Origin of the sequence: Phyllobacterium sp. SL163, assembly GCF_049896885.1 — a bacterium.
GTDB lineage: Bacteria > Pseudomonadota > Alphaproteobacteria > Rhizobiales > Rhizobiaceae > Phyllobacterium > Phyllobacterium calauticae.
The window spans coordinates 485,913-507,293 of record NZ_JAFCVE010000001.1 but is presented as its reverse complement, the minus strand read 5'-3'; the positions used below and the strand labels follow the sequence as shown (position 1 = coordinate 507,293).

Below are 21,381 nucleotides of genomic sequence, written 5' to 3'. Positions count from 1 at the left end.
ACGGCAGCATTCATCACCGGTTCAGCCGGCGGGCTCTATATCTGTGCTCAACGAATTAACGTTGAGGACCGCATGATGAAAAAGATACTCGCTGCTCTTCTGGTTGCTGCCGTTTCGATCAGCGCAATCAGCCTCCAATCGGCTCCGGCGCAGGCTGGCGGCTACTATTCCGATGGTTATGATGGCGGCTGGTCCGGCGAGCGCTCCTATCGCGACAGCTACTACCGCGATCGCGGCGATGACTACTATCGCGAACGGGATTACTACCGCAACCGGGACTACCGGTCCGAGCGTTCCGACCGTCACAAGAACCGCGACACGGCCATCATTGCCGGTGTTGCCGGACTGGCGCTCGGCGCTGTGATCATCGGATCGCTTGCCAAGCAGAATCAGAACCGCGCCCCGGTCTATGACCGCCCGGCAAGCCGCGACCGCCTGATCTACGATCCGAACTACTAAATAAATCATCATAAAAACAAGGCGCGGCCCGCTTTTTCAGCGGGCCGCGCCTTTTGTATTCAACGACCGGAAATCTAGGCTTCGATATCGACGTCCTTGGTTTCCTTGCCGATGATCAGCGCGATCAATGTCAGCACGGCCATGGCCGAGAGGTAGACGCCAACCCAGAACGGGCTGCCGCCACCGAGCTTCCACAACGCAATCGCAATGAAAGGGGCAACCGCGGCGCCGAGGATCGACGAGACATTGTAGGAAATGCCCGATCCGGTGTAGCGCATGCTCACCGGGAACAGTTCCGGCAGCAGGGCGCCCATTGGACCGAACGTCATTCCCATCAGGGTGAAGCCGAGGATCAGCCAGGCCATGACGCCAACATTGCCCAGAGACAGCATCGGCACCCACAGGAGGCCGAACACGATAATGGCAAGCGTCACCCAGATCAGTGTCTTGCGGCGGCCCCAGCGGTCCGCCCATGGCCCGGACGCCAGGGTGAAGATGCCGAAGAACACCACGCCGACAATCATCATCAGGACGAAGGTCGTGTAGTCATAGCCGAGACCGGCAATCGGTCCGGCCGTGGCAGCGCGGCCATAGCTGAGCGAGAATGTGGTCATCAGGTAGAACAGAACATAGGTGGCAAGCATGTAGAATGTGCCGAGCACGAGCTGCTTCCAATGCGACTGGAACACGGACACCAGCGGCACCTTCTTGATCTCGCCTTTGCTGACGGTTTTCTCGAAGGCGGTGCTTTCGACCAGGTTGAGCCGGACCCACAGGCCGACGATCACCATGACGGCGGAAAACAGGAACGGAATGCGCCAGCCCCAGTCGAGGAATGCGAGGGAGGGCCGTGACGGATCATCCGACGGCAGGATGGCCGCGATGATCAGGAACAGGCCATTGGCGATGATGAAGCCGATGGGCGCGCCCAGTTGCGGAAACGTACCGAAGATCGCGCGCTTTCCCTCGGGGGCGTTCTCGGTGGCGACCAGCGCCGCACCGCTCCATTCACCGCCCAGCGCAAACCCCTGCGCCAGCCGCAGCACGACCAGCATGGCCGGGGCAAACCAGCCCACGGTTGCAAAGGTCGGCAGGGCGCCGATGAGGAAGGTGGCGATACCCATGGTCAGAAGCGCACCGACCAGCGTGATCTTGCGGCCGCGCTTGTCGCCGAGATGGCCGAAGAAGATCGCACCGAGCGGGCGTGCCACCATGGCGGCGCCGAAAATGGCGAAGGAGGACAGAAGGGCCGTCGTTTCGTTGCCGGGCGGAAAGAACAGATGCGGGAAGACCAGCACGGCGGCGGTCGCATAGACGTAGAAATCGTAGAACTCGATGGTGGTGCCAATCAGGCTGGCCAGGATGACGCGGGACCGCGAATTGGCGGGCGCCTTCATGGACAGCTGCGCTGTGGATACGGACATTGATTTTACTCCCTGACGGCTGAGGCGGCTGCCCCAACGCGAATGCCGGCAGATCACATCAGTCGGAAGAGAAATGGATCATGAAAAGATAGGTGGGCAGCGAGACGATTATACCCGTCGCCGGGCCAGTTCAAGAAATTTAAAGCCGTTCGCGATGCTTCATGTGAAGTTTAATATCGCGCAGCGCCCTTCAAACGTTCAAAGTCAAAAATGTGCGGCGCATTCAGGCGAACAGCAGCACAGCGAAACCCGCCCCGATGGCGAGGCACAGCGGACCGTAATAGCGGCGGTCCAGCGTCAGGAAGGGCTCCTCGGCCTGCCGGTTACGGAAAAATGCCGTGAAGCTGAGGCCGCCGCGCGCAAGGAATATGACCGTCAGCGCCAACATGCCGAGACGGAGCAGCCAGGCCGGCAACAGCGCCGGAATGAGGGACATCTGCATCGGGGCGAGAACACCGGCGGTGAAGATCAGGGCGGCAACGACAACGGTCACCCCGCGCGACGGCATTGCGGAAATTCCCTTCGACCCGACCACGGTCCGAGCCAGGGACAATTGATCGCGCGCCGGCCACAGGCCGCCGAACCCCCAGTAGAGATGCAGCGCCGCGACAATGGTCAGCACGATGAACACGAGCCATGCCAGAGTGTACATCATGGCCTGCCCGCCAGGATGTGGAGCGTGACCGGGGACACGATTGCAGCGGCGGCAGCGCATTTGCTCATGATACGTCCTTCAATCCAGTCGACCATACGGTGGCGTATATAAACATTGACGCTTGCCCTCGTCAATACGCCAGCGTATGGAATGGGAATGCCGACCCGAAAGACCCTCTCAGCCGAAGACTGGATCAGCGCCGCCTTCCGCGCCCTGAGCCAGGGCGGCGCGCAGGCGATCCGGGCCGAGGCGATTGCCCGCGATCTCAAGGTCAGCAAGGGCTCGTTCTACTGGCATTTCAGGGATGTGCCGGCGCTGAAGGCGCAGATGCTGGCGCACTGGCAGCATCTGGCGACCGATGCCATCATCAGCAATGTCGAAGCCATCGGGACAACGCCCCAGGAGCAGCTGCAGGCACTGGTGATCGAGGCAACCGGCGTGCCAAGTTCGGCCTATGGCGGCGACCGGACCGAAAGCGCCATCCGCGAATGGGCCCGGCATGACGCCACGACCGCGGCAATCCTCAAATCGGTGGATGAACGGCGCCTGGCCTATCTTGTGCAGCTTTTCCGGAACTGCGGCCGGTCCGCAGACCGGAGCGGAACAAATGCCCAGATTCTCTACGGGGCGTTGATCGGCCTGGAAATTCTGGCATCGCAAGGCCTCGCCGATGTCCGGGCGAGCATGCTTGAACTGCTTGCAGATCTTCTGGGGGAATATCCCGGCGCCGGGGTTTTGTAGGGGTCGTCCTGAGCGAGCCGCCCGCAGGGCGCGCCGTGCAGCTGACCAAACGGGATTGGATAGGGTGCAGGCACTATCTGCACATCCAATCCCGTTTCAGCCGTCGTTTGTCCTGAAGGCTCAGACCATGCCGAGGGCGTTCATGTACAGCTCGAGGATCGCTTCCTCTTCCTTGCGCTCATTGGCGTCCTTCTTGCGCAGGCGGACGATCGTGCGGATGATCTTGGTGTCGTAGCCGCGGCCCTTGGCTTCCGCCATCACTTCCTTGATGTCGTCCTGAAGCGTGGTCTTTTCTTCCTCAAGGCGCTCGATGCGCTCGATGAACTGCCGCAATTCCGCAGCCGCAACACCCTCGACACCGCCCTGTGGCGCTACATCATCCATGCTCATATCTTGCTCCGTAAAAATTGATTGTGCGACTCGCGAACGCCGCCTCTGCGGTTCCGATGCCCGACCACAGCGCAATGAGTCAAGACAATAGAGTCGGGATCAGGGCGGTTTCGGCCGCCGCTGCGGCGTGGTTTGTCAATGCGAAGGCTTGTTGACCTCAAAGGCGGCCTTCTGCGCATCGCTGGCCTCGCGCTGGTGCTTGGCCTGCCATTGCGCGTAGGGTTCGCCATAGATGATCTCACGCGATTCATCCTTTGACAGGGGCACGCCCGCCGCATCCGCCGCTTCCCGATACCAGTTGGACAGGCAGTTGCGGCAGAAACCGGCCAGATTCATCAGGTCGATGTTCTGCACGTCGCTGCGCGCGCGCAGATGCTCCAGCAGCCGCCGGAACGCAGCGGCTTCAAGGGCGATACGCTGTTCTTCACTGACATTGCTCATGATCAAACCTCTTCCAGTGGGCCGGTGCGCGAGCCGTATTGCCTGATAACATGTATATCGGGATCGGCGTTGATCGCGTCAAGGATCGGGGCAAGCCGGTCTGCCCATTCATCGACACCCTTCTCGTCGGCGATCAGATCCTGCCGCACCTCGATCAGCGCATGGGCGAGCCCCGGCACGATGCAATGCTTGAACATCGTGTCATTGCGCAGGGCGCCGTCATAAGGCTCATTGTCACCGACCACCAGTTGCGGATCGGCTTCCAGGGCCTTTATGAGCGGCACGACCGCGCGCGGATCGCTGTCCCAGAGAATGCCCGCATGCCACGGCCGCGGCGTCGTTTTCCAGAAGGCGGTGAAGGAATGGATGGAAATGACCAGCGGTGCCTTGCCGCTCGCCCCGGCAACCGCCTGGATCATATCCGAAACAGCCGTGTGATAGGGGCGATAGAAATCATTCACGCGTCTTTGATGCTCCGCGTCCGGCATCGGGTTGTTTCCCGGAATGATCGCCCCGTCGGACAGGCGCATGATCAGCGTGGGATCGTCTTCGCCGCGGTTCGGATCGATCAGCAGGCGGGAAAACCCGCCCAGCACAGCCGGAACGCCGAGCATTGCCGCCAGTTTGCGCGTCAACGGCTCGACGCCGATATCATAGGCGATATGCCGCTCGAACTGCTGCGGCGGCAGCCCGAGGGAGCCGTATTCCTCCGGCAGATCCCGGTGGGCATGATCGGCCAGAAGCACCAGCCCTCTGTCATTGCTGCCATGGACGAGATGAAAGGGGGAAAACGGCATTGGAACGTTCTCTTGCGCGATTATTCGGGAGAATTTTTTGTGTTTCATGCCCTGATCGGGAATGCAACCATCAATCTTTTGTCACAGGTCAGCAGGAACGGCATGTTCCGCCCATTAGCGCGTTGACAATGCATGTGAAACTGCGGAAAAGGAGTCTAAGACGGACGGAGGCAATATTGCGCAGGGGCATCATTTTCCGCGCTGACCAGCATCAGCGGACGCGATGGAGCAGCTTTCTAGCGGCTTTTTTATTCATTTTCGTAGCAGGCAGTGTCTTTGCGCCGGAGGAGGCCCATGCGGATTTTCGCGTGTGCAACACCACGCAAAATCTGGTGGGCGTCGCGCTTGGCTACCGGGCGAAGACCGGCTGGATCACCGAAGGCTGGTGGCATGTCAACGCATCCTCCTGCACCACGCTGGTCGTCGGTCCGCTGACGTCGCGCTATTACTACCTGTATGCCGAGGACGCCCAGAGCGGCGGTCGCTGGGATGGCAAGGTCAACATGTGCGTGGCGGAAAACCAATTCAAGATTACCGGTATCAATGACTGTTTTGCACGCGGGTTTCAGCGGGCGGGATTTCAGGAGTATGATACCGGCGAACAATCAAGCTGGATGGTCCAGCTTACGGAAGAAAATCCTCCCTCAGCTCCAATTGTAACGGATACCCCTCCTCGATGAGACGCCGCCGTAAGGTCAAAATCCTCGCCACACTGGGTCCCGCTTCATCCGACGAAGCGATGATTCGCAAATTGTTCGAAGCCGGTGCCGACGTGTTCCGCATCAACATGAGCCATGCCAGCCATGATCTCATGCGCGAACTCGTGCGCCGCCTGCGCAATGTCGAAAAGGAAGTGGGCCGCCCGATCGGCATTCTCGCCGATCTGCAGGGACCAAAGCTGCGCGTCGGCAAGTTCGCCGAGGGCAAGGTCGACCTCGTTCCCGGCCAGATCTTCACCCTCGACAACAATGAAGCGCTGGGCGACAACACCCGCGTGTTCCTGCCGCATCCGGAAATTCTCGAAGCGGTCGAAGCGGGCCACCGCCTGCTGATCGATGACGGCAAGCTGGCGCTGGTCGCCGAATCGTCCGATGGCAAGTCGATCACCTGCCGCGTCGTGTCCGGCACCAAGATTTCCGACAAGAAGGGCGTCAGCCTGCCCGATACCACGCTGGGCGTCGGCGCCCTGACGGAAAAGGACCGCCGCGATCTCGATGCCGTGCTGCAGGAAGAGGTCGACTGGGTGGCCCTGTCGTTTATCCAGCGGCCGGAGGATCTTGCCGAAGTGCGCAAGATCTCGCGCGGCCGCGTTGCCCTGCTCTCGAAGATCGAGAAGCCGCAGGCCGTCACCCGCCTTGCTGAGATCATCGAGCTCTCCGATGCGCTGATGGTTGCCCGTGGCGATCTTGGCGTTGAAATGCCGCTGGAATCCGTTCCCGGCATCCAGAAACAGATCATCCGCGCCTGCCGCCGCGCCGGCAAGCCGGTCGTCGTCGCCACGCAGATGCTGGAATCGATGATCACCGCGCCGGTCCCGACCCGCGCCGAAGTGTCCGACGTGGCAACCGCCGTGTTCGAAGGCGCCGATGCCGTGATGCTATCAGCCGAATCGGCCGCCGGTGACTACCCGGTCGAAGCGGTCTCCACCATGGCCCGCATCGCCGAAGAGGTCGAGCGCGACCCGAACTATCCCGGCATCATCCATGCGCAGCGCCCCGAGCCGAATGCCACCGGCGCGGACGCCATTTCGCTTGCTGCCCGGCAGATCGCCGAAACGCTCAACCTGTCCGCCATCGTCACCTATACGGCATCGGGCACCACGGGCCTGCGCGCGGCGCGTGAACGGCCATTGCTGCCGATCATCGCCCTGTCGCCGGTTGTCGAGACGGCGCGCAAGCTCTCGCTCGTCTGGGGCCTGCACTGCGTTGTCACGGAAGATGCAACCGATCTTGACGACATGGTCGACCGCGCCTGCCACATCGCCTATCAGGAAGAATTCGGCAATCCGGGTGACCGCATCATCATCTCAGCCGGTGTGCCGCTGCGCACGCCGGGCTCGACCAACATGCTGCGCATTGCCTATATCGGCTCGGACGGGCTGACGGGGATCTAAAAAGCATCATTCGGGCTGGCGGCAACAGGCCGCCGGCCCGGAAATACCCAAAAAATCAGGTACGCTGACCGGTCAGCTCCTCGGCCAGTTGGCCCGCCTGCTTCTGCGCCTCCCGCATCATCGGATAGACCGCAAGAACCTGCTCGAAGGCATGCAGGGCGCCTTCCTTGTTGCCGGTATCCTTCAGGATGGCCGCCAGCCCCGCCAGCGCCCCGAAATGACGCGGCTCCAGCGACAGCGTCTTCTGGATATCGGCCATCGACCGTCCGTAATCATTCATCAGGAAATTGACCGTGGCACGCCGGTTCCAGCCCTCGGCAAAATCCGGTTTCATCACGGTGACCTGATCGAGAAAATCCAGGGCGACGGCATATTTCTTTTCCGTCATGGCGAGGGCCGCCCACTGCATCATCAGATCGACGGTCGCACTGCCGGAATTCTGCCACTGCGCCTGGATCTGTTCGGCGATGCGGGTGGCTTTGGCTTCATTGCGCTCGCGCTTCAGGGCAAAGAACAGCTCGTCGAGGCGGGCGGAGCGCTTTTCGGCCAGGGTCTTGCCCGGCAGCGTGGTTGCCTGCGGTGCAGGCGCGGGAACGTCAGTCCCGGACGTTTCCTGCGCCAGTGCCAGCGCCGGCGACATCATCAGGACAGATCCGATAAAAAACGCAACAACGTTCCGCATGATACGGATCGTAGTCCGTATCAGCGAAACGTCAAATGCAAATAACCGTGAAACGGTAAATCAGCCCTGGCGCGCTTTGAAACGCGGCGCAGTCTTGTTGATGATGTAGATGCGGCCCTTGCGGCGCACCAGCTGATTGTCACGATGACGGCCTTTGAGAGCCTTGAGCGAATTCTTGATCTTCATTTCAGCACCGGTATCTTTACGCCCGAAACCGGGCACCAATAATAAAGCGCGCCTCTGGAGCGCGCCGGAAACACGTTGCGGGGAAATAGCCAAGGATTGCCCCGATTGTCAACTCCCGACTCATGATTCATATGGCGATTCATGCATCGGGAGTGAATTTATTTGCCCCTACAGCCGCTTTGTAATGCGCGTGACGTGGCCCATCTTGCGACCGGGACGTGCATCGGCCTTGCCGTAGAGATGCACGACGGCCCCGCTTTCCGCCAGAATCGCCGGCAGTTTGGCCACGTCGTCGCCGATGAGGTTTTCCATCACGCAATCGGAATGACGCCGCGTATCGCCCAGCGGCAGCCCGGCAACCGCACGGATATGCTGCTCGAACTGCGAGACCGCGCAGGCGGCTTCCGTCCAGTGACCCGAATTGTGCACGCGCGGGGCAAATTCATTGGCCAGCAACGTTCCGTTGGCCAGCACGAAGAACTCCATGCCGAGGACACCGACATAATTCAGGGCCTCGAGCAGCTTGCGCGCCGAATCGGCCGCAAGGCCTGCAATCGTCGACGATACGGAAACCGGCACGGTCGACGTCGCCAGAATGCCGTCCCTGTGCACGTTCTCGGCAATGTCGTAGATGCGGATATTGCCTGCCTCGTCGCGCGCCGCGATCACCGAAATCTCACGGGTGAAATCGACCAGACCTTCCAGAATGGCCGGGACGCTGCCGATGGCGGCAAAGCCGGCCTTGGCGTCTTCGCCCTTGGCGCCGGAAAACTTGACCTGGCCCTTGCCGTCATAGCCGAAGCGGCGGGTCTTGAGGATGCCCTTGCCCTCGAAGGCAAGAAGCGCCGCTTCCAGATCGCCCTCATTCTCGACAATGCGCCATTGCGCTGTCGGGATGCCGGCCTTGTTGAGGAAGCGCTTTTCAGTCACCCGGTCCTGCGACACTTTCAGCGCCTCGGGCGGCGGAAAGACCGGCGTGGCTTCATTCAATGTCTCGGCCGCATCGACCGGCACATTCTCGAATTCGTAGGTGATGACATCGCTCAGCTCTGCCAGACGCTCCAGCGCATCGGGATCGTCATAGGCCGCCACGATCTGCTCATTGGCAACCTGCGCGGCCGGACAGTCCGCCTGCGGTTCGAGAATGACGGTGCGATAGCCGAGACGCGCCGCTGCCATGGCAAGCATGCGGCCGAGCTGTCCCCCGCCGATAATGCCGATAGTCGATCCTGCTGCAATCATCTCATGCCTCGTCAGATGGCCGTTCGGCGACCTTTTCGCTCTGCGCCGTGCGCCAGTCGTCAAGCCGTTTTGCCAGTGCGGCATCGTTCAGTGCCAGAACAGCCGCAGCCAAAAGGGCGGCATTGACCGCACCGGCACGGCCGATCGCCAGGGTGCCGACGGGAATGCCGGCCGGCATCTGGACAATGGACAGGAGGGAATCCTGTCCGGAAAGAGCTTTCGATTCCACCGGCACGCCGAACACCGGCAGCGGCGTCATGGAAGCGGCCATCCCGGGAAGATGGGCAGCACCGCCGGCACCGGCGATCACAACCCTGAAACCGGCATCGCGCGCGCCCTTGGCAAAAGCAACCAGACGGTCCGGCGTGCGGTGGGCAGAAACGATGCGGTCATCGTGGGAAATGCCGAGCGCATCGAGCGTCTCGGCGGCGTGGCGCATGGTTGCCCAATCGGACTGGCTACCCATGATGATTGCGACGTCAGCGCGTTTATCGGCCATTGAACATCCTCTGATCAGCGGAGCGTGCAGGGATTAACGGAAAAGTGGGGACGCTGCAAGTTATCGGCAGCCCGCCGGTCACAAGCTGTTGAAAATCAGGCAATAATGTCCGGGATGATCTTGTCTTCAAGCTCGATGAGCTTGTCTTTGATGATGAGCTTCTTCTTTTTCATCCGCTGGATTCGAAGCTGGTCACAACCAACCTGGATCATCGCTTGTATGGCGGCATCAAAATCCAGATGCTCCTGTTTCAATCGTGCGACTGCCAATCGAATGTCAGCCTGATCCTGGTCGGACATGCAGTGATTCCCGGTATTTTGCTTTAGAAGAATCCAATGTCTGGTCCGGCGTTCGAGAATACCGGATCAGCAGGTGGCAATACCATATTTTACATGACAAGAAAATCCTACGAAACAAATTCGACAATTGCTTCAAGTGGTGGCAGAGTGTCACGGCTCTGTCATAATCTTGCCCTTTGGCCGGCAGAGCATGAACGAGTAGGAAACCAACCAAGGGAGAAGCCGGATGGCCATTGAGTCTCATCTTGAAACGCTTGAACGTAAGCATGGTGCACTCGAGAAGGAAATCTCCGAAGCGCTGGCAAGTCCTGCCACCGACGACCTGAAGATTACCGATATGAAACGTCGCAAGCTCATGCTGAAAGAGCAAATCGAAAAACTGAGATCGACCGCCACGCGCCATTAGAGCCTTTGGCCGACAGAAGAAGAATTTCAGCCGGTTGCCGGAGAGGCGGCTGGGCTGGCACTAAAACAAAAACCCGGTCTGCGACCGGGTTTTTTTATTGGCCGGACGCCGTGCGGCCATCATTCGCTCCAGAACTGATCCAGCCATAAATTCAGGTGAAAGAAGCCGCTGTCGTCGACGGCATAAATCCGGCGTGTCCCCTCGGACTTGACCTTGACCAGTTGTGCATCCAGCAGCGCCTTCAGGTGCTGGGATACCGCCGGGCGTGAAATGGGCAGGCCAAGCGCCAGTTCATTCACGGTCTTGGGACCGCGCCGCAACTCTTCCAGCAGATAGCGGCGGTTCGGATCGGAAATGGCGGCAAATGCATCGGTTTCGGCCATGCCGAATAGTCGTTTTAAACTGCCGTCAATGTCAACGCATTTTGTACGAAAAACGTTGCGAACCTCAGTCCGGCTGGGCTTCTGCCCGGGGATCGAGCTTGATGCCCTCGGGCGTTGCCCGCTCCGAGGGAACGGTCTGGAAATTGTCCCGCATGGCAATCGGCATGGCTGCCCGCATACGCGAGCGGATGATGGCATGGGTCATGATCGAGACATGTGCCAGCGCGGTGATCGCAAACAGGCCTTCGGGCGCAACATATTCCATGGCCCAGGCGCCGAGGATCGGCCCGACCATGGTGCCGAAGCCATAGAGCAGCAGCAGGCCGCCGGTTACCTTGACGAAATTCTGCGAGTCCGAATAGTCGTTGGCATGGGCCACGGCCACCGGATAGAGCGTATAGGCCAGTCCGCCATAGATCGCCGTCATGAACAGGATGACCGTTGCCTGACGCGAGCCGATCAGGAAAATCAGGATGCCGATGATGGCCGCAGCACCGGCGACGAACGCCAGGACATAGCGCCGGTCGGTACGGTCGGACATGCGCCCCACCGGTATCTGCATCAAGGCACCGCCCATGACGGAGGCACTCATCATCAGCGCGATTTCCGTGGTGGTGATGCCCGTCGCCGCGCCGTAGACGGCGCCCAGCGTGCCGAACGCGCCATTGGCAACGCCGATCAGCATGCAGCCGACAAAGGCAACCGGCGAATTGCGGTAGAGCGCCTTGAGGTCGAGCTGCACTTCCGTCAGCGGTTTCGGGCTGCTGGCGGTGGAAATGGCCGTCGGAATCAGCGCCAGACAGAACAGGATGCCGGTCAGCATGAAAAACGTGCCGTTGTGCACGTCGCCGAAGCCGATCATCATCTGGCCCGCCGTGATGGAGGCAAAGTTCACCACCATGTAGAGGCCGAAGATCTGACCGCGATTGGCATTGGTCGCCCTCTCGTTCAGCCAGCTTTCGATCACCATGTAGGCGCCGGCCATGGCAAAGCCGGTCAGCGCCCGCAGCGCAATCCAGGCGGTGGCATGCACCAGGATACCGGTCATCAGCGCGACAATGGCGGCAATGGCGGCAAAGGCGCTGAATGCCCGGACGTGGCCGACGCGGCGCACCAGGCGCGGCGCCAGCAGGCAGGCGGTTATGAACCCGCCGGCCCAGGCAGTGCCGAGAAGACCGAGGGAGGTGGTGGAAAAACCCTCCGCCCCGCCGCGCAGCGGCAGCAGGAGCCCGTGCAGGCCCGAGGCCATGACCAGGAATGACGTGCCACACAAGAGGGCAAAGACCTGTACGAACGAACGGAACACAGCGATACCCCAATGCTTGGACGGATGCCGGCAACAAGCCGGTACAGGCCCGTCTCGATCAGCAATGCGGAGACATCATGACATCCGCATCATTTACGTTCCGTTTCAGCGAAAAAGTGCTTCTGCCGCCAGCTTGCTGCTGCCCTTGCGCGTGCGCTCTTCCTCAAGCCGGGTGATTTCCGCCCGCAGGATGCCGATGCGCTCGTCCAGCTCGGCGACGGAAAGCAGAGAAAGTTCCTGCCCGATCTCGTGGGCAACCCTGCGTTTCGGTTCCTCATCGAAAAGTGACATCATGTCCTCCACTTGCCGCTTTGTGCTGAAAGGATACAGTCCACCCGCTTCGAATTGCAAATCATTCAAGCGAATCAACTGAAGGAGCTACCCATGGCCAGTAAAATTCCGACGACGATGACCGCGGTCGAGATCACCCAGCCGGGCGGTCCGCTGGTCCTCAAGCCGGGAAAGTGCGGCGTTCCGGAAGCAGGGCCGAATGAACTTCTGGTTCAGGTGCATGCGGCCGGCGTCAACCGGCCTGACGTGCTGCAGCGCCAGGGTTATTATCCGCCGCCATCAGGCGCATCGGACATTCCCGGCCTTGAAATTGCCGGCGACGTCGTTGCCGTGGGCAGCGGCGTCACGCGCTTCCGCGTGGGCGACCGGGTGACGGCACTGGTGGCAGGCGGCGGCTATGCGCAGTATTGCACCGTGCACGAGACCACGGCCCTGCCGATCCCGGCGGGATACGGGTTCATCGAAGCCGCCGCCCTGCCCGAGACCTTTTTCACCGTCTGGCACAATGTGTTCGAACGGGGCGGCCTGAAGAGCGGCGAGACATTCCTCGTGCATGGCGGTACATCCGGCATCGGCACCACGGCGATCCAGCTTGCCAGCGCGTTCGGCGCCTATGTCATCACCACGGCCGGTTCCGACGACAAATGCGAAGCCTGCCTGAAGCTTGGCGCCGACCGGGCGATCAACTACCGCACGCATGATTTTGTCGAAGCGGTGAAGGAGGCCACCGGCGGCAAGGGCGTCAACCTGACGCTCGATATGGTCGGCGGCGATTATACCGGGCGCAATTACGACGCTGCCGCCATCGACGGGCGGATCGTGCAGATTGCCCATCTCAATGGCGCGAAGGTCACGGTCGACATATCCAAAATCATGATCAAGCGGCTGACCCATACGGGATCGACCCTGCGGGCACGGCCGGTCGAGTTCAAGGCTGGTATTGCCCGGGAACTGGAGCTGAAAGTCTGGCCTCTCCTGGTGCAGCGCCGCGTCGCCCCGGTCATCGACATGGTCTATCCGTTCCACGAGGCGTGGCGGGCGCATGAGCGCATGGAAGAAGGCAAGCATGTCGGCAAGATCGTTCTCGACGTCAGCTGACATGCCTCAAGCAAAAGGCCGCGCGGCAAGCGCGGCCTCCTGCAAACGTTGCGGAGGGTTCAGTTTGCCGCGCTGACCTTGCCGATGCCGAAGAACAGCGTTTCGCCGGATGAGCCGTCGACGCCGTCATTGTCGGTGACCGCAAAGCCATTGCCGGCGACATCGACGGTAAAGCCTTCCAGCTTGTCGACGACATAACCATTCGTGCTCTTCAGGTCGGCGATGAAGTCGCGGGCCAGCGTCTTCTCGACAACCGGCAGCTTTTCACCGAGCTTTGCCGGTTTCAGGCCGTCCAGCGCCACGCGATAGAGCTTCTTGTTGACCGCCTTGTCACCGATCAGATTGTCGCGTTCAACGATGTAGAGCTGGCCGTCATGGGCGGTGATTTCGGAAAGACCGACCCAGCCGTCACCGCTCTTCTTGTCCAGCGGATAGGAGACGGCACCCCAGCTCTTGTCCTTGACGTTGTAGCTCAGGAGCTTGACGAAGCCTTTTTCGTCATCCTTCCATTCCCGCTGCACGGCCATCCACAGAACGGTGGCATCGCCTTCGCCGACACGGGTGATCCCTTCCAGCCCGAAACGGGTCTGATGCGGCAGCAGCTCTTCGGGAAGCGCGATTTCCTTCTTGATCTCGCCCTTCTCATTGACGTTGAAGATCGCATGCGGCACCAGCTTGGACTGGTCGCCCTCATTGGCAAGCCAGAAGCCGCCCGCGCCATCGGTGGTGATGCCCTCGAGATCGAGCTTCTGGGCCGGCTGGCCGCCGCGCGTGACCACCAGCGCCCGGGTGATCTTCGCCGGTGTCTGCTTGGCATCGATGGTGAAGATGGTGGGCGCGGCCGAATAGAACGAGTCCGAGACCGCATAGAGCTTGCCCGGCTCCTTCAGGTCTGCAACCAGGCCCGAAAGGGCACCCCAGCCCAGCGGCGTGCCATCATCCTTCGATGCCGACACGATCTTCGGATAGGCCGGTTCCTGGTCCTTCAGCTCATAGATCATGACATGGGAGCGCGCGCCGCCATCCGCAACCAGATCGGATTCATTGGCGGTGACAAACAGATTGCGCGAGGGAATGGCAAGAATGCCTTCCGGGGCGATGCCCGACGGCAGCAGCTGCACGAATTCCGGGTCCTTGCCGGTATCCTTGTAGACGCCGACGACGGAAGCGCGCTCGCTGGCAACGAAGATATAGTTGGTATCGCCGTACTGCGCGACTTCGGCGCCTTCGAGTTCCACGCCCTTCTTGTTGCGCTTGTCGGGATAGTGACCGGCTGCCGCAATCCTATGCTCCAGCGAGGGGCCGGATTCATAGAGAACCTTCCCATCCGTGGAGAAGATCGTGAAGCTGCGCGAACCGCCCTTGTAGTCGCCTTCATTGGCGATGAGAATGCGGTCATTGCCTAGCCATTTCACGGTATCCGGCTCGCGCAGGACACCCTTCATGCTGCCGTCGAACTTCAGCGCACCGTCGTTCTTGACGTCGATCTTGTCGAGATCGACCGTGCCGGCGGAGAAATGCGAGGTGATCTTGCCGCTGGCCGCATCGATGATCGCGATATGGTTGTTTTCCTGCAGGGTAACAGCGATCTGGTTGTTCGCGTTGATCGACACGAATTCCGGCTCGGCATCCTCCGGGGCGATGTCGGCAAGGCCGGTCAGAACGACGGTCCTCATGCTCGTGCAATCCGGCGCGCCGTTCTTCAGCGAGAAAATCTTGAGATCGCCGGAGGGAAGCTGCGGCAGCGCGCCATCATTGAGCTTTTCGTCGCGCTCGTTTTCGATGGCAACGGCGGCAAAGGTCCTGTCGGGGGAGACGGCGACCGAGTCCGGCTGGCCGCCGAGATCGCAGCTCGTCAGCACCGTGCGCGATGCAAGATCGATCACATCAAGCCGCCCAGAGGGATTCTTGTGATCCTTGGAGGTGTTGACCGCAGCCAGCACCATGGCGCCGGCAACCGCAACGGAGGTCGGCTCACCTTCGACCTTCAGCAGGCCGGCGGCCTTGGGCCTGGCGGCATCGCTGATATCGATGAAGCCGATGGCACCGTAGGGGCTGTCGGAATAGACCAGCGTCTTGCCGTCTTCCGAGGCCGTGATGATTTCCGACGATGTCGGCTTTGACTTGTCTGCATCCTTGGGCAGATGGTCAGCAACCGGGAAGCTGGCGATCCGGTTGAAAACCGGTTCGGCAGCGGCTGGCAGGGCGACGGAAGCGACCAGGGCGGTCCACAGTCCGATGCAAAGGGTTTTGCGCGGCATTGTTGAATCTCCTCTTGTTTACAAGGGATCAGTTGCCCGCGGGCGTTGCAGCGGCATGACAATTTCATGACAGTTTGGTGAAACCGGTAATTGCATTCGGTTGCTACGAAAACCGATTCTTGCCCAATCGAGAATTTACCGCTATATAACGCCTCGAATTCCCGGAAATTGTGGTTGAACCCACGTCCCGCCTCACCGGAGCGGACGAACGAGAGGACTATATTCAATGGCCACCCAGCTTCTCATGCCAAAGGCAACGGCCGTCTGGCTTGTCGACAATACCGCTCTGTCTTTTGACCAGATTGCCGCCTTCTGCAAACTGCACCCGCTTGAGGTGAAAGCGATTGCCGACGGTGAATCCGCCCAGGGCATCAAGGGACTGGATCCGCTGATGACCGGCCAGCTGTCGCGTGAGGAAATCGCCAGGGGCGAAGCCGACATCAATCACAAGTTGAAGATTCTCGAGCCGAAGGTGCGCGTGCCGGAAGCCAAGCGCAAGGGACCGCGCTACACGCCGCTGTCCAAGCGCCAGGATCGTCCCAACGCCATCCTGTGGCTGGTGCGCAACCATCCGGAACTGAAGGATGCGCAGGTTTCGCGCCTCATCGGCACGACGAAGTCGACCATCGAGCAGATTCGCAACCGCACCCACTGGAATTCCAACAATCTCCAGCCGATGGACCCGGTCACCCTCGGCCTGTGCTCGCAGATCGACCTTGACCTTGAGGTCGAGCGTTCTTCCCGCAACCGCCCGGTCCAGCCCGGCGAAGGCGGCGATACATTGCTGCCGGCATCGGCCACGGAAAACCTGGATATCCAGCCGGCCGTGCGCGAAGAGGACGAAGAGCTCGATGCGGACAAGGTTTTCGCCAAGCTTTCCTCGCTCAAGGGCCGCAATACGGACGAAGACGAGGAAGAATAAGCCATTTGATTGCCTTGACGGGTAGTCCCTGAATCGAGAAAGCTTCACCTCCGGTGGAGCTTTTTTCTTTTACGGGAGATACAGCCTTGCTGCCGACATTCGAGACGGAACGGCTTTTCCTGCGCCCGCGCACCATGGCTGATCTGGAAGACTGCATGGCCATGGACCGCGATCCGGAGGTGACCCGGTTCATACCGGGGCCCTGGACGAATCCCGATGCGCATCGCCGTTTCATCACCGCGCGCATGGAGGCGGATTTCGGCCCGGATCTCGGTTATTGGTCGATCTTTGCGCGCGACCAGCCGCAACGGTTTCTCGGCTGGGTCCTGTTGATCCCGGACGATGCGGTGGGGCCGGACATTGAAATCGGCTGGCGGCTCAATCGCCACGCCTGGGGCAAGGGCTATGCGACGGAGGCTGCCCGGCCGCTCGTCGTGCACGCCTTCGGGCAGGCTGGCATCAAGCGCATCGTTGCCGCAATCCATCCGGACAATGCGGCGTCCATTCGTGTGGCGCAAAAGATCGGCCTCACAGCCACGCATGACGGCGCCCCATACAGATACTTTGCCTTGAACCGGGAGGATTTTGCCGCCGCGCTCATGACGGGCCAGACAGCTGTTTAGAGCCTTTCCTGCTTAAATAGAACCAGTTCTGTTTAAACAGGAAAGGCTCTAAGACGCCTTCTTGGCATCGGGCGCTTCGCTGAGTTCCATCCGCCGGTAGAAATCGGCCAGCGTCTTGCCGCGCTCCTGCCGGAAGATGCGCTGGGCCTTCTCGGCCCTGGTGATCCGGTCGATGCGGAACGTGCGGAAATCATTGCGCAATTCGCACCAGCTGATGACGGTCCAGACCTTGCCCCAGAACCACAGTCCGAGCGGCCTGATGTCCCGCATGCTTTCCTTGCCGTCCATGTCCTTGTAGGCCACGGACAGCACCTGGCACTGGTCCGCTGCATTCTCGGCAAGATCGATCATCGCCCGGTCATGGCTGCTGATATTGGTTCCGGACGAATGAATATGCGTGTTGGCAATGCGCGGGCGATCATCCTTGGGCAGGACAGCCCCGATCTTGATGATGGCTTCTTCCGCTGCACGCGCCATGGAGGCGCCGCCCCAGGCCGTTATCAGCCGGGCGCCGGCAACCAGCGCGACCACCTCGTCGCGCGTGAACATCAGCGGCGGCAGGTCAAAGCCTTCCCGCAGGATATAGCCCACCCCCGCCTCGCCGTCGATCGGCACGCCGGTGGACTGGAGGTCGGCAATATCGCGATAGATGGTGCGCTCGGACACTTCGAGCTTTTCCGCCAGCTGGCGCGCGGTAACCAGTCGTCCGCCGCGGAGTTTCTGTACGATCTGAAAGAGACGGTCTGCACGTCGCATCCTGCTTAATCCTTCAAGCCTTCTCTAAGGCGTTGTTCGGTTACAAATGCCGCCCCGAATGACAGCCGGGAAAGAGTGGGGGTACTGGAATTGAGAACCCGCCAGAACGGCGTCACCGCGCTGATGTCGCCCGTCCTCTGGTAATCCTCGAACGCGGCTTCAGCGACCGTGCGCAGGTGAAATCCCAGCGTGATGGGACAGGTCACTTCAGCCCCATGCTGCCTGGCCATGGTCTGCCGCAAGACTTTCACATCCATATGCCTGCCCTTGGGGAGAGTGCGGATGAAATCGTCCACCTGACGGGCCGTAGGTACCAGCATGATCTCGCCAGCCTTCATTCCAGCGATGCTGACCGGCGCGGGCTTGACCTGGGGCGGCGCGCCCGAATCCAGTTTGTCTGTCCATGTTTTCATCGCACCCTCCCTGAGGCTGGCTCAACCGGCCGCCTGGTACTCGCGCGCAATAAAGCTGCGCATCCCGGCAATCTGCCCCGCCTGCTCCGGCAGGAACGCTTCGAGAAATTCCGTGGCAAAAGTGCCCGGCGCCGATCCGGCCGCGCTGACAATCTGCGCGTCGCGCACCGCATGGGGCACGTCCTGATACAGGGAGGAACCGGCATAGTCGCCGATCTGGGACTGTATCCAGCCTGCACCGTTGCTGGTGTGCCTGCGCCCATCGAAGACACCCGCGCGGGCAAGAGCCAGCGTGCCGCCGCAGATGCCGCCCACAATGCCGCCGCGTGACAAAACCGAATGCAGCAGGGGTGCAATGTCAGGAGCATCTTCCGACGGCCAGGTGTTGGCGCCGATCACCGCAACCGCATCCAGATCCGCGTTCTCCTGCGGATCAAGTCCGCGGTCCGGCACGAGATGCAATCCGCCAATGGATCTGAGGGGACCTGCCGTCGGGGCCAGAGCAACCGCCCGCGCACCAAACCATTCGACGGCTGATCCGGAAAGCAGACCGAATTCCCAATCGGCAAACGCGTCGATGAATACGAGGCCGATCATCTTTTTCTGGTCCATCGCGATGCTCCCTTTCGGCGTCACTGTTCAGTATTCTAGCTTGAAATGTCCGTTTTGGCTTGTTTTTCCGGTTACCGCACGGGCCGGACGCCGTGAACGGCCGGATTGGCGAACGGCGCCGGCATTTTCGCTGCCGGCGACATCCTTCATTGAATTGCGCCGTGCCAGACGTTCCGCATAGGCATCGGGCCAGCCGATGTCTTTCAGCAGATAGTCCGGGAGTGCGCTGACGGAGCGTTCAGTGCGCATTTCGTCACGCAGATGTGCATACCGCGACCACAGGCGCCTGACTGTTCCGACGATTCCAAAATCAACCATATTCATGACCCTGTCTCCTTTGCTTACGAAGACACTATCGCACACCCCTCCTGACAACCTTCTGTCAGGAGCCTGTCAGCAGGGGCAGGAAAGATGCGGGCATGGATTTGACCGAAACAGGATCGTTTGGGGGTGGTCAACCGGCGGGAATGCCGATGCCCCTGGCGTTGAGCACACCCTTGATCTCGTCGAGGATGGCGGGGTCGTCGATGGTGGCCGGCATGTTCCACGGCTCCTGATCGGCAATCTTCTGCATCGTCCCGCGCAGGATCTTGCCCGACCGGGTTTTCGGCAGCCGCTTGGCCGTCACCGCGATCTTGAAGGCGGCGACCGGGCCGATCCGGTCACGGATCAGGGCGACGCATTCCTGCTCGATATCCGCCGCCGCCCGGGTGACACCCGATTTGAGCACGATGAAACCGCAGGGAACCTGGCCCTTCAGATGATCGGCAATGCCGATGACGGCGCATTCCGCCACATCCGGATGGCTTGACAGCACCTCTTCCATCGACCCCGTCGACAGGCGGTGTCCGGCGACATTGATGATGTCGTCAGTCCGGCTCATGATGTAGATGTAACCGTCGTCATCGATGATCCCCGCATCGGCGGTTTTGTAATAGCCGGGGAATTCCGCCATATAGGCATCGCGAAACCGCTGGTCGGCATTCCACAGCGTCGGCAGGCAGGCGGGCGGCAGGGGCAGCTTGACCACGATATTGCCCAGCTCGCCGCGCTTGACCGGGTGCCCGGCATCATCCAGCACCTGCACGTCATAGCCGGGCATGGGCACGGTCGGCGACCCGTATTTGACCGGCAGCATGCCGAGACCCGCCGGATTGGCGGCCATGGGCCAGCCGCTCTCCGTCTGCCACCAATGATCGATGACGGGAACGCCAAGCTTTTCCTCGGCCCATTTGATCGTGTCCGTATCCGCGCGCTCACCAGCCAGAAACAGGTATTGCAGTGAGGACAAATCATATTTGCCGATGAACTCGCCCTTCGGATCCTCCTTCTTGATGGCGCGGAACGCTGTCGGCGCGGTGAACAGCACCTTGACCTTGTGGTCGGCAATCACCCGCCAGAATGTGCCGGCATCGGGTGTTCCCACCGGCTTGCCTTCGAACAGGACGCTTGTCGCGCCGATGAACAGCGGCGCATAGGCGATATAGGAGTGGCCGACCGCCCAGCCGATATCGGAGGCGGCCCAGAACACCTCGCCCGCAGCCGTGTCGTAGACCGCGCCCATTGACCACGCCAGTGCGACGAGATGGCCACCATTGTCGCGCACCACGCCCTTGGGCTGGCCCGTGGTGCCTGAGGTATAGAGGATATAAAGCGGGTCCGTTGCCTTGACGCCCGCGCAGGGGACTTTCCGCCCGCTGGCGGCGGCAACGGCCGCGGCGTAGTCGATATCGCGACCGGCCACCAGTTCGTGCGGCTGTTGCGGACGCACGAGAATGAGGCAGGAGGTAACCTTGTGCGCCGCCTGCTCGATGGCCTTGTCAAGCATCGGCTTGTAGGCCACCACCCGCCCCGGTTCGAGGCCGCAGGAGGTGGCAATGATCATAACCGGCTTGGCATCGTCGATGCGCGTGGCCAGCTCGTGGGCGGCAAACCCGCCGAAAACAACGGAATGCACCGCGCCGATGCGCGCGCAGGCCAGCATCGCCACCACGGCTTCTGGCACCATCGCCATGTAGATGATGACGCGGTCACCCCCGGCGACGCCCCTGTCGGTCAGCACCGCCGCCAGCGCGTTCACCTCGTCGAGCAAGGCGGCATAGGTGATCTTGCGTCCCGTGCCGGTCACCGCGCTGTCATAGATCAGGGCGACCTGATCACCCCGGCCGCGCTCCACGTGACGGTCGACGGCGTTGTAGCAGGTGTTGCACTCCGCCCCCGGATACCAGCGGCCATAGGGCTGATGCGTGGCATCAAAGACCTGTTCCCACGGCCGCGACCAGTCGATGGCCTCGGCGGCCCTGGCCCAAAATCCCTCCGGATCGGACTGCCAATCCCGGTAGACCTGTGCATAGCGTGATGTCATGAATATCCTCCCAGATG

General features: G+C 61.0%; 27 protein-coding genes. 8 read left to right on the top strand and 19 right to left on the bottom strand.

Translation table 11 applies throughout. From position 1 onward, the window contains the following. Positions 1–75: 75 nt before the first annotated feature. Entirely contained in the window at positions 76–459 is a 384-nt protein-coding gene (locus ACP7B1_RS02530; RefSeq protein WP_346307263.1) for a hypothetical protein, read from the top strand. A gap of 74 nt (positions 460–533) precedes the next feature. On the opposite strand, the gene ACP7B1_RS02525 is transcribed toward ACP7B1_RS02530, so the two are convergent. Further along, positions 534–1,883 (bottom strand): MFS transporter, encoded by a 1,350-nt coding sequence (locus ACP7B1_RS02525; RefSeq protein ID WP_346307262.1) that lies wholly within the window; start codon positions 1,881–1,883, stop codon positions 534–536. 223 nt (positions 1,884–2,106) lie between these two features. Then, entirely contained in the window at positions 2,107–2,538 is a 432-nt protein-coding gene (locus ACP7B1_RS02520; protein WP_346307261.1) for a DUF3995 domain-containing protein, read from the bottom strand. Positions 2,539–2,694: 156 nt separating this feature from the next. Between ACP7B1_RS02520 and ACP7B1_RS02515 the strand changes: the two genes are divergently transcribed. Beyond that, the gene (locus tag ACP7B1_RS02515; protein WP_346307260.1) at positions 2,695–3,279 is read left to right on the top strand and encodes a TetR/AcrR family transcriptional regulator; all 585 of its coding nucleotides are present in this window, start codon (positions 2,695–2,697) and stop codon (positions 3,277–3,279) included. Between the two features lie 120 nt (positions 3,280–3,399). Here ACP7B1_RS02515 and ACP7B1_RS02510 read toward each other — a convergent pair whose 3' ends face one another. The 3 genes from ACP7B1_RS02510 to ACP7B1_RS02500 all read right to left on the bottom strand — a co-directional run bounded on the left by ACP7B1_RS02510 (position 3,400) and on the right by ACP7B1_RS02500 (position 4,907). After that, entirely contained in the window at positions 3,400–3,669 is a 270-nt protein-coding gene (locus ACP7B1_RS02510; protein ID WP_175540565.1) for a DUF2312 domain-containing protein, read from the bottom strand. 135 nt (positions 3,670–3,804) lie between these two features. Then, entirely contained in the window at positions 3,805–4,110 is a 306-nt protein-coding gene (locus ACP7B1_RS02505) for a DUF1244 domain-containing protein (RefSeq protein ID WP_346307259.1), read from the bottom strand. 2 nt (positions 4,111–4,112) lie between these two features. Further along, positions 4,113–4,907, bottom strand: a complete 795-nt coding sequence (locus tag ACP7B1_RS02500) for an N-formylglutamate amidohydrolase (RefSeq protein WP_346307258.1) — start codon at positions 4,905–4,907, stop codon at positions 4,113–4,115. A 128-nt stretch (positions 4,908–5,035) separates the two neighbouring features. On the opposite strand from ACP7B1_RS02500, the gene ACP7B1_RS02495 reads away from it, so the two are divergent. Continuing rightward, the gene (locus ACP7B1_RS02495) at positions 5,036–5,587 is read left to right on the top strand and encodes a DUF1036 domain-containing protein (protein ID WP_403181027.1); all 552 of its coding nucleotides are present in this window, start codon (positions 5,036–5,038) and stop codon (positions 5,585–5,587) included. Next, positions 5,584–7,020, top strand: a complete 1,437-nt coding sequence (gene pyk / locus ACP7B1_RS02490) for a pyruvate kinase (protein WP_223613694.1) — start codon at positions 5,584–5,586, stop codon at positions 7,018–7,020. The genes ACP7B1_RS02495 and pyk overlap by 4 nt, the downstream gene beginning before the upstream one ends. Before the next feature lie 55 nt (positions 7,021–7,075). On the opposite strand, the gene ACP7B1_RS02485 is transcribed toward pyk, so the two are convergent. The 5 genes from ACP7B1_RS02485 to ACP7B1_RS02465 all read right to left on the bottom strand — a co-directional run bounded on the left by ACP7B1_RS02485 (position 7,076) and on the right by ACP7B1_RS02465 (position 9,928). Continuing rightward, a complete protein-coding gene (locus tag ACP7B1_RS02485) occupies positions 7,076–7,663 on the bottom strand; it encodes a hypothetical protein (protein ID WP_346307257.1) in 588 nt (195 codons plus the stop codon). A gap of 99 nt (positions 7,664–7,762) precedes the next feature. Then, complete coding sequence (ykgO, locus tag ACP7B1_RS02480; RefSeq protein ID WP_091880250.1) at positions 7,763–7,888, bottom strand: type B 50S ribosomal protein L36; 126 nt, start codon at positions 7,886–7,888, stop codon at positions 7,763–7,765. A gap of 168 nt (positions 7,889–8,056) precedes the next feature. Continuing rightward, positions 8,057–9,130 (bottom strand): 5-(carboxyamino)imidazole ribonucleotide synthase, encoded by a 1,074-nt coding sequence (locus ACP7B1_RS02475; RefSeq protein ID WP_346307256.1) that lies wholly within the window; start codon positions 9,128–9,130, stop codon positions 8,057–8,059. Between the two features lies 1 nt (position 9,131). Beyond that, positions 9,132–9,629 (bottom strand): 5-(carboxyamino)imidazole ribonucleotide mutase, encoded by a 498-nt coding sequence (gene purE / locus ACP7B1_RS02470; protein ID WP_346307255.1) that lies wholly within the window; start codon positions 9,627–9,629, stop codon positions 9,132–9,134. 95 nt (positions 9,630–9,724) lie between these two features. After that, entirely contained in the window at positions 9,725–9,928 is a 204-nt protein-coding gene (locus tag ACP7B1_RS02465) for a YdcH family protein (RefSeq protein ID WP_008128260.1), read from the bottom strand. 226 nt (positions 9,929–10,154) lie between these two features. On the opposite strand from ACP7B1_RS02465, the gene ACP7B1_RS02460 reads away from it, so the two are divergent. Further along, a complete protein-coding gene (locus tag ACP7B1_RS02460) occupies positions 10,155–10,334 on the top strand; it encodes a YdcH family protein (RefSeq protein ID WP_105734402.1) in 180 nt (59 codons plus the stop codon). A 119-nt stretch (positions 10,335–10,453) separates the two neighbouring features. On the opposite strand, the gene ACP7B1_RS02455 is transcribed toward ACP7B1_RS02460, so the two are convergent. From ACP7B1_RS02455 to ACP7B1_RS02445, 3 genes are all read right to left on the bottom strand, one after another. Beyond that, positions 10,454–10,717 carry an ArsR/SmtB family transcription factor gene (locus tag ACP7B1_RS02455; protein ID WP_223613697.1) on the bottom strand — a complete coding sequence of 88 codons (264 nt, stop codon included), beginning with the start codon at positions 10,715–10,717 and terminating at the stop codon, positions 10,454–10,456. Between the two features lie 64 nt (positions 10,718–10,781). Then, positions 10,782–12,023, bottom strand: a complete 1,242-nt coding sequence (locus tag ACP7B1_RS02450; RefSeq protein ID WP_223613698.1) for an MFS transporter — start codon at positions 12,021–12,023, stop codon at positions 10,782–10,784. Positions 12,024–12,128: 105 nt separating this feature from the next. Next, positions 12,129–12,314 (bottom strand): DUF1192 domain-containing protein, encoded by a 186-nt coding sequence (locus ACP7B1_RS02445; protein ID WP_105734400.1) that lies wholly within the window; start codon positions 12,312–12,314, stop codon positions 12,129–12,131. A 93-nt stretch (positions 12,315–12,407) separates the two neighbouring features. Here ACP7B1_RS02445 and ACP7B1_RS02440 point away from each other — a divergent pair, with 93 nt between their 5' ends. After that, positions 12,408–13,412 carry an NAD(P)H-quinone oxidoreductase gene (locus tag ACP7B1_RS02440; RefSeq protein ID WP_426136390.1) on the top strand — a complete coding sequence of 335 codons (1,005 nt, stop codon included), beginning with the start codon at positions 12,408–12,410 and terminating at the stop codon, positions 13,410–13,412. A gap of 59 nt (positions 13,413–13,471) precedes the next feature. Here ACP7B1_RS02440 and ACP7B1_RS02435 read toward each other — a convergent pair whose 3' ends face one another. Beyond that, positions 13,472–15,673, bottom strand: a complete 2,202-nt coding sequence (locus ACP7B1_RS02435; RefSeq protein WP_346307252.1) for an esterase-like activity of phytase family protein — start codon at positions 15,671–15,673, stop codon at positions 13,472–13,474. Between the two features lie 226 nt (positions 15,674–15,899). Between ACP7B1_RS02435 and ACP7B1_RS02430 the strand changes: the two genes are divergently transcribed. Next, complete coding sequence (locus tag ACP7B1_RS02430) at positions 15,900–16,595, top strand: DUF1013 domain-containing protein (RefSeq protein ID WP_223613702.1); 696 nt, start codon at positions 15,900–15,902, stop codon at positions 16,593–16,595. Positions 16,596–16,681: 86 nt separating this feature from the next. Next, complete coding sequence (locus ACP7B1_RS02425; RefSeq protein WP_346307251.1) at positions 16,682–17,218, top strand: GNAT family N-acetyltransferase; 537 nt, start codon at positions 16,682–16,684, stop codon at positions 17,216–17,218. 48 nt (positions 17,219–17,266) lie between these two features. On the opposite strand, the gene ACP7B1_RS02420 is transcribed toward ACP7B1_RS02425, so the two are convergent. The 5 genes from ACP7B1_RS02420 to ACP7B1_RS02400 all read right to left on the bottom strand — a co-directional run bounded on the left by ACP7B1_RS02420 (position 17,267) and on the right by ACP7B1_RS02400 (position 21,364). Then, positions 17,267–17,974 carry a helix-turn-helix transcriptional regulator gene (locus tag ACP7B1_RS02420; RefSeq protein ID WP_223613704.1) on the bottom strand — a complete coding sequence of 236 codons (708 nt, stop codon included), beginning with the start codon at positions 17,972–17,974 and terminating at the stop codon, positions 17,267–17,269. Positions 17,975–17,979: 5 nt separating this feature from the next. Then, positions 17,980–18,387, bottom strand: coding sequence for a hypothetical protein (locus ACP7B1_RS02415; RefSeq protein ID WP_346307250.1), 408 nt, complete (start codon positions 18,385–18,387; stop codon positions 17,980–17,982). A 21-nt stretch (positions 18,388–18,408) separates the two neighbouring features. Then, positions 18,409–18,999 carry a DJ-1/PfpI family protein gene (locus ACP7B1_RS02410; protein ID WP_346307249.1) on the bottom strand — a complete coding sequence of 197 codons (591 nt, stop codon included), beginning with the start codon at positions 18,997–18,999 and terminating at the stop codon, positions 18,409–18,411. A gap of 27 nt (positions 19,000–19,026) precedes the next feature. After that, entirely contained in the window at positions 19,027–19,323 is a 297-nt protein-coding gene (locus tag ACP7B1_RS02405; protein WP_346307248.1) for a hypothetical protein, read from the bottom strand. 130 nt (positions 19,324–19,453) lie between these two features. Further along, complete coding sequence (locus ACP7B1_RS02400) at positions 19,454–21,364, bottom strand: propionyl-CoA synthetase (RefSeq protein ID WP_346307247.1); 1,911 nt, start codon at positions 21,362–21,364, stop codon at positions 19,454–19,456. Positions 21,365–21,381 lie beyond the last annotated feature (17 nt).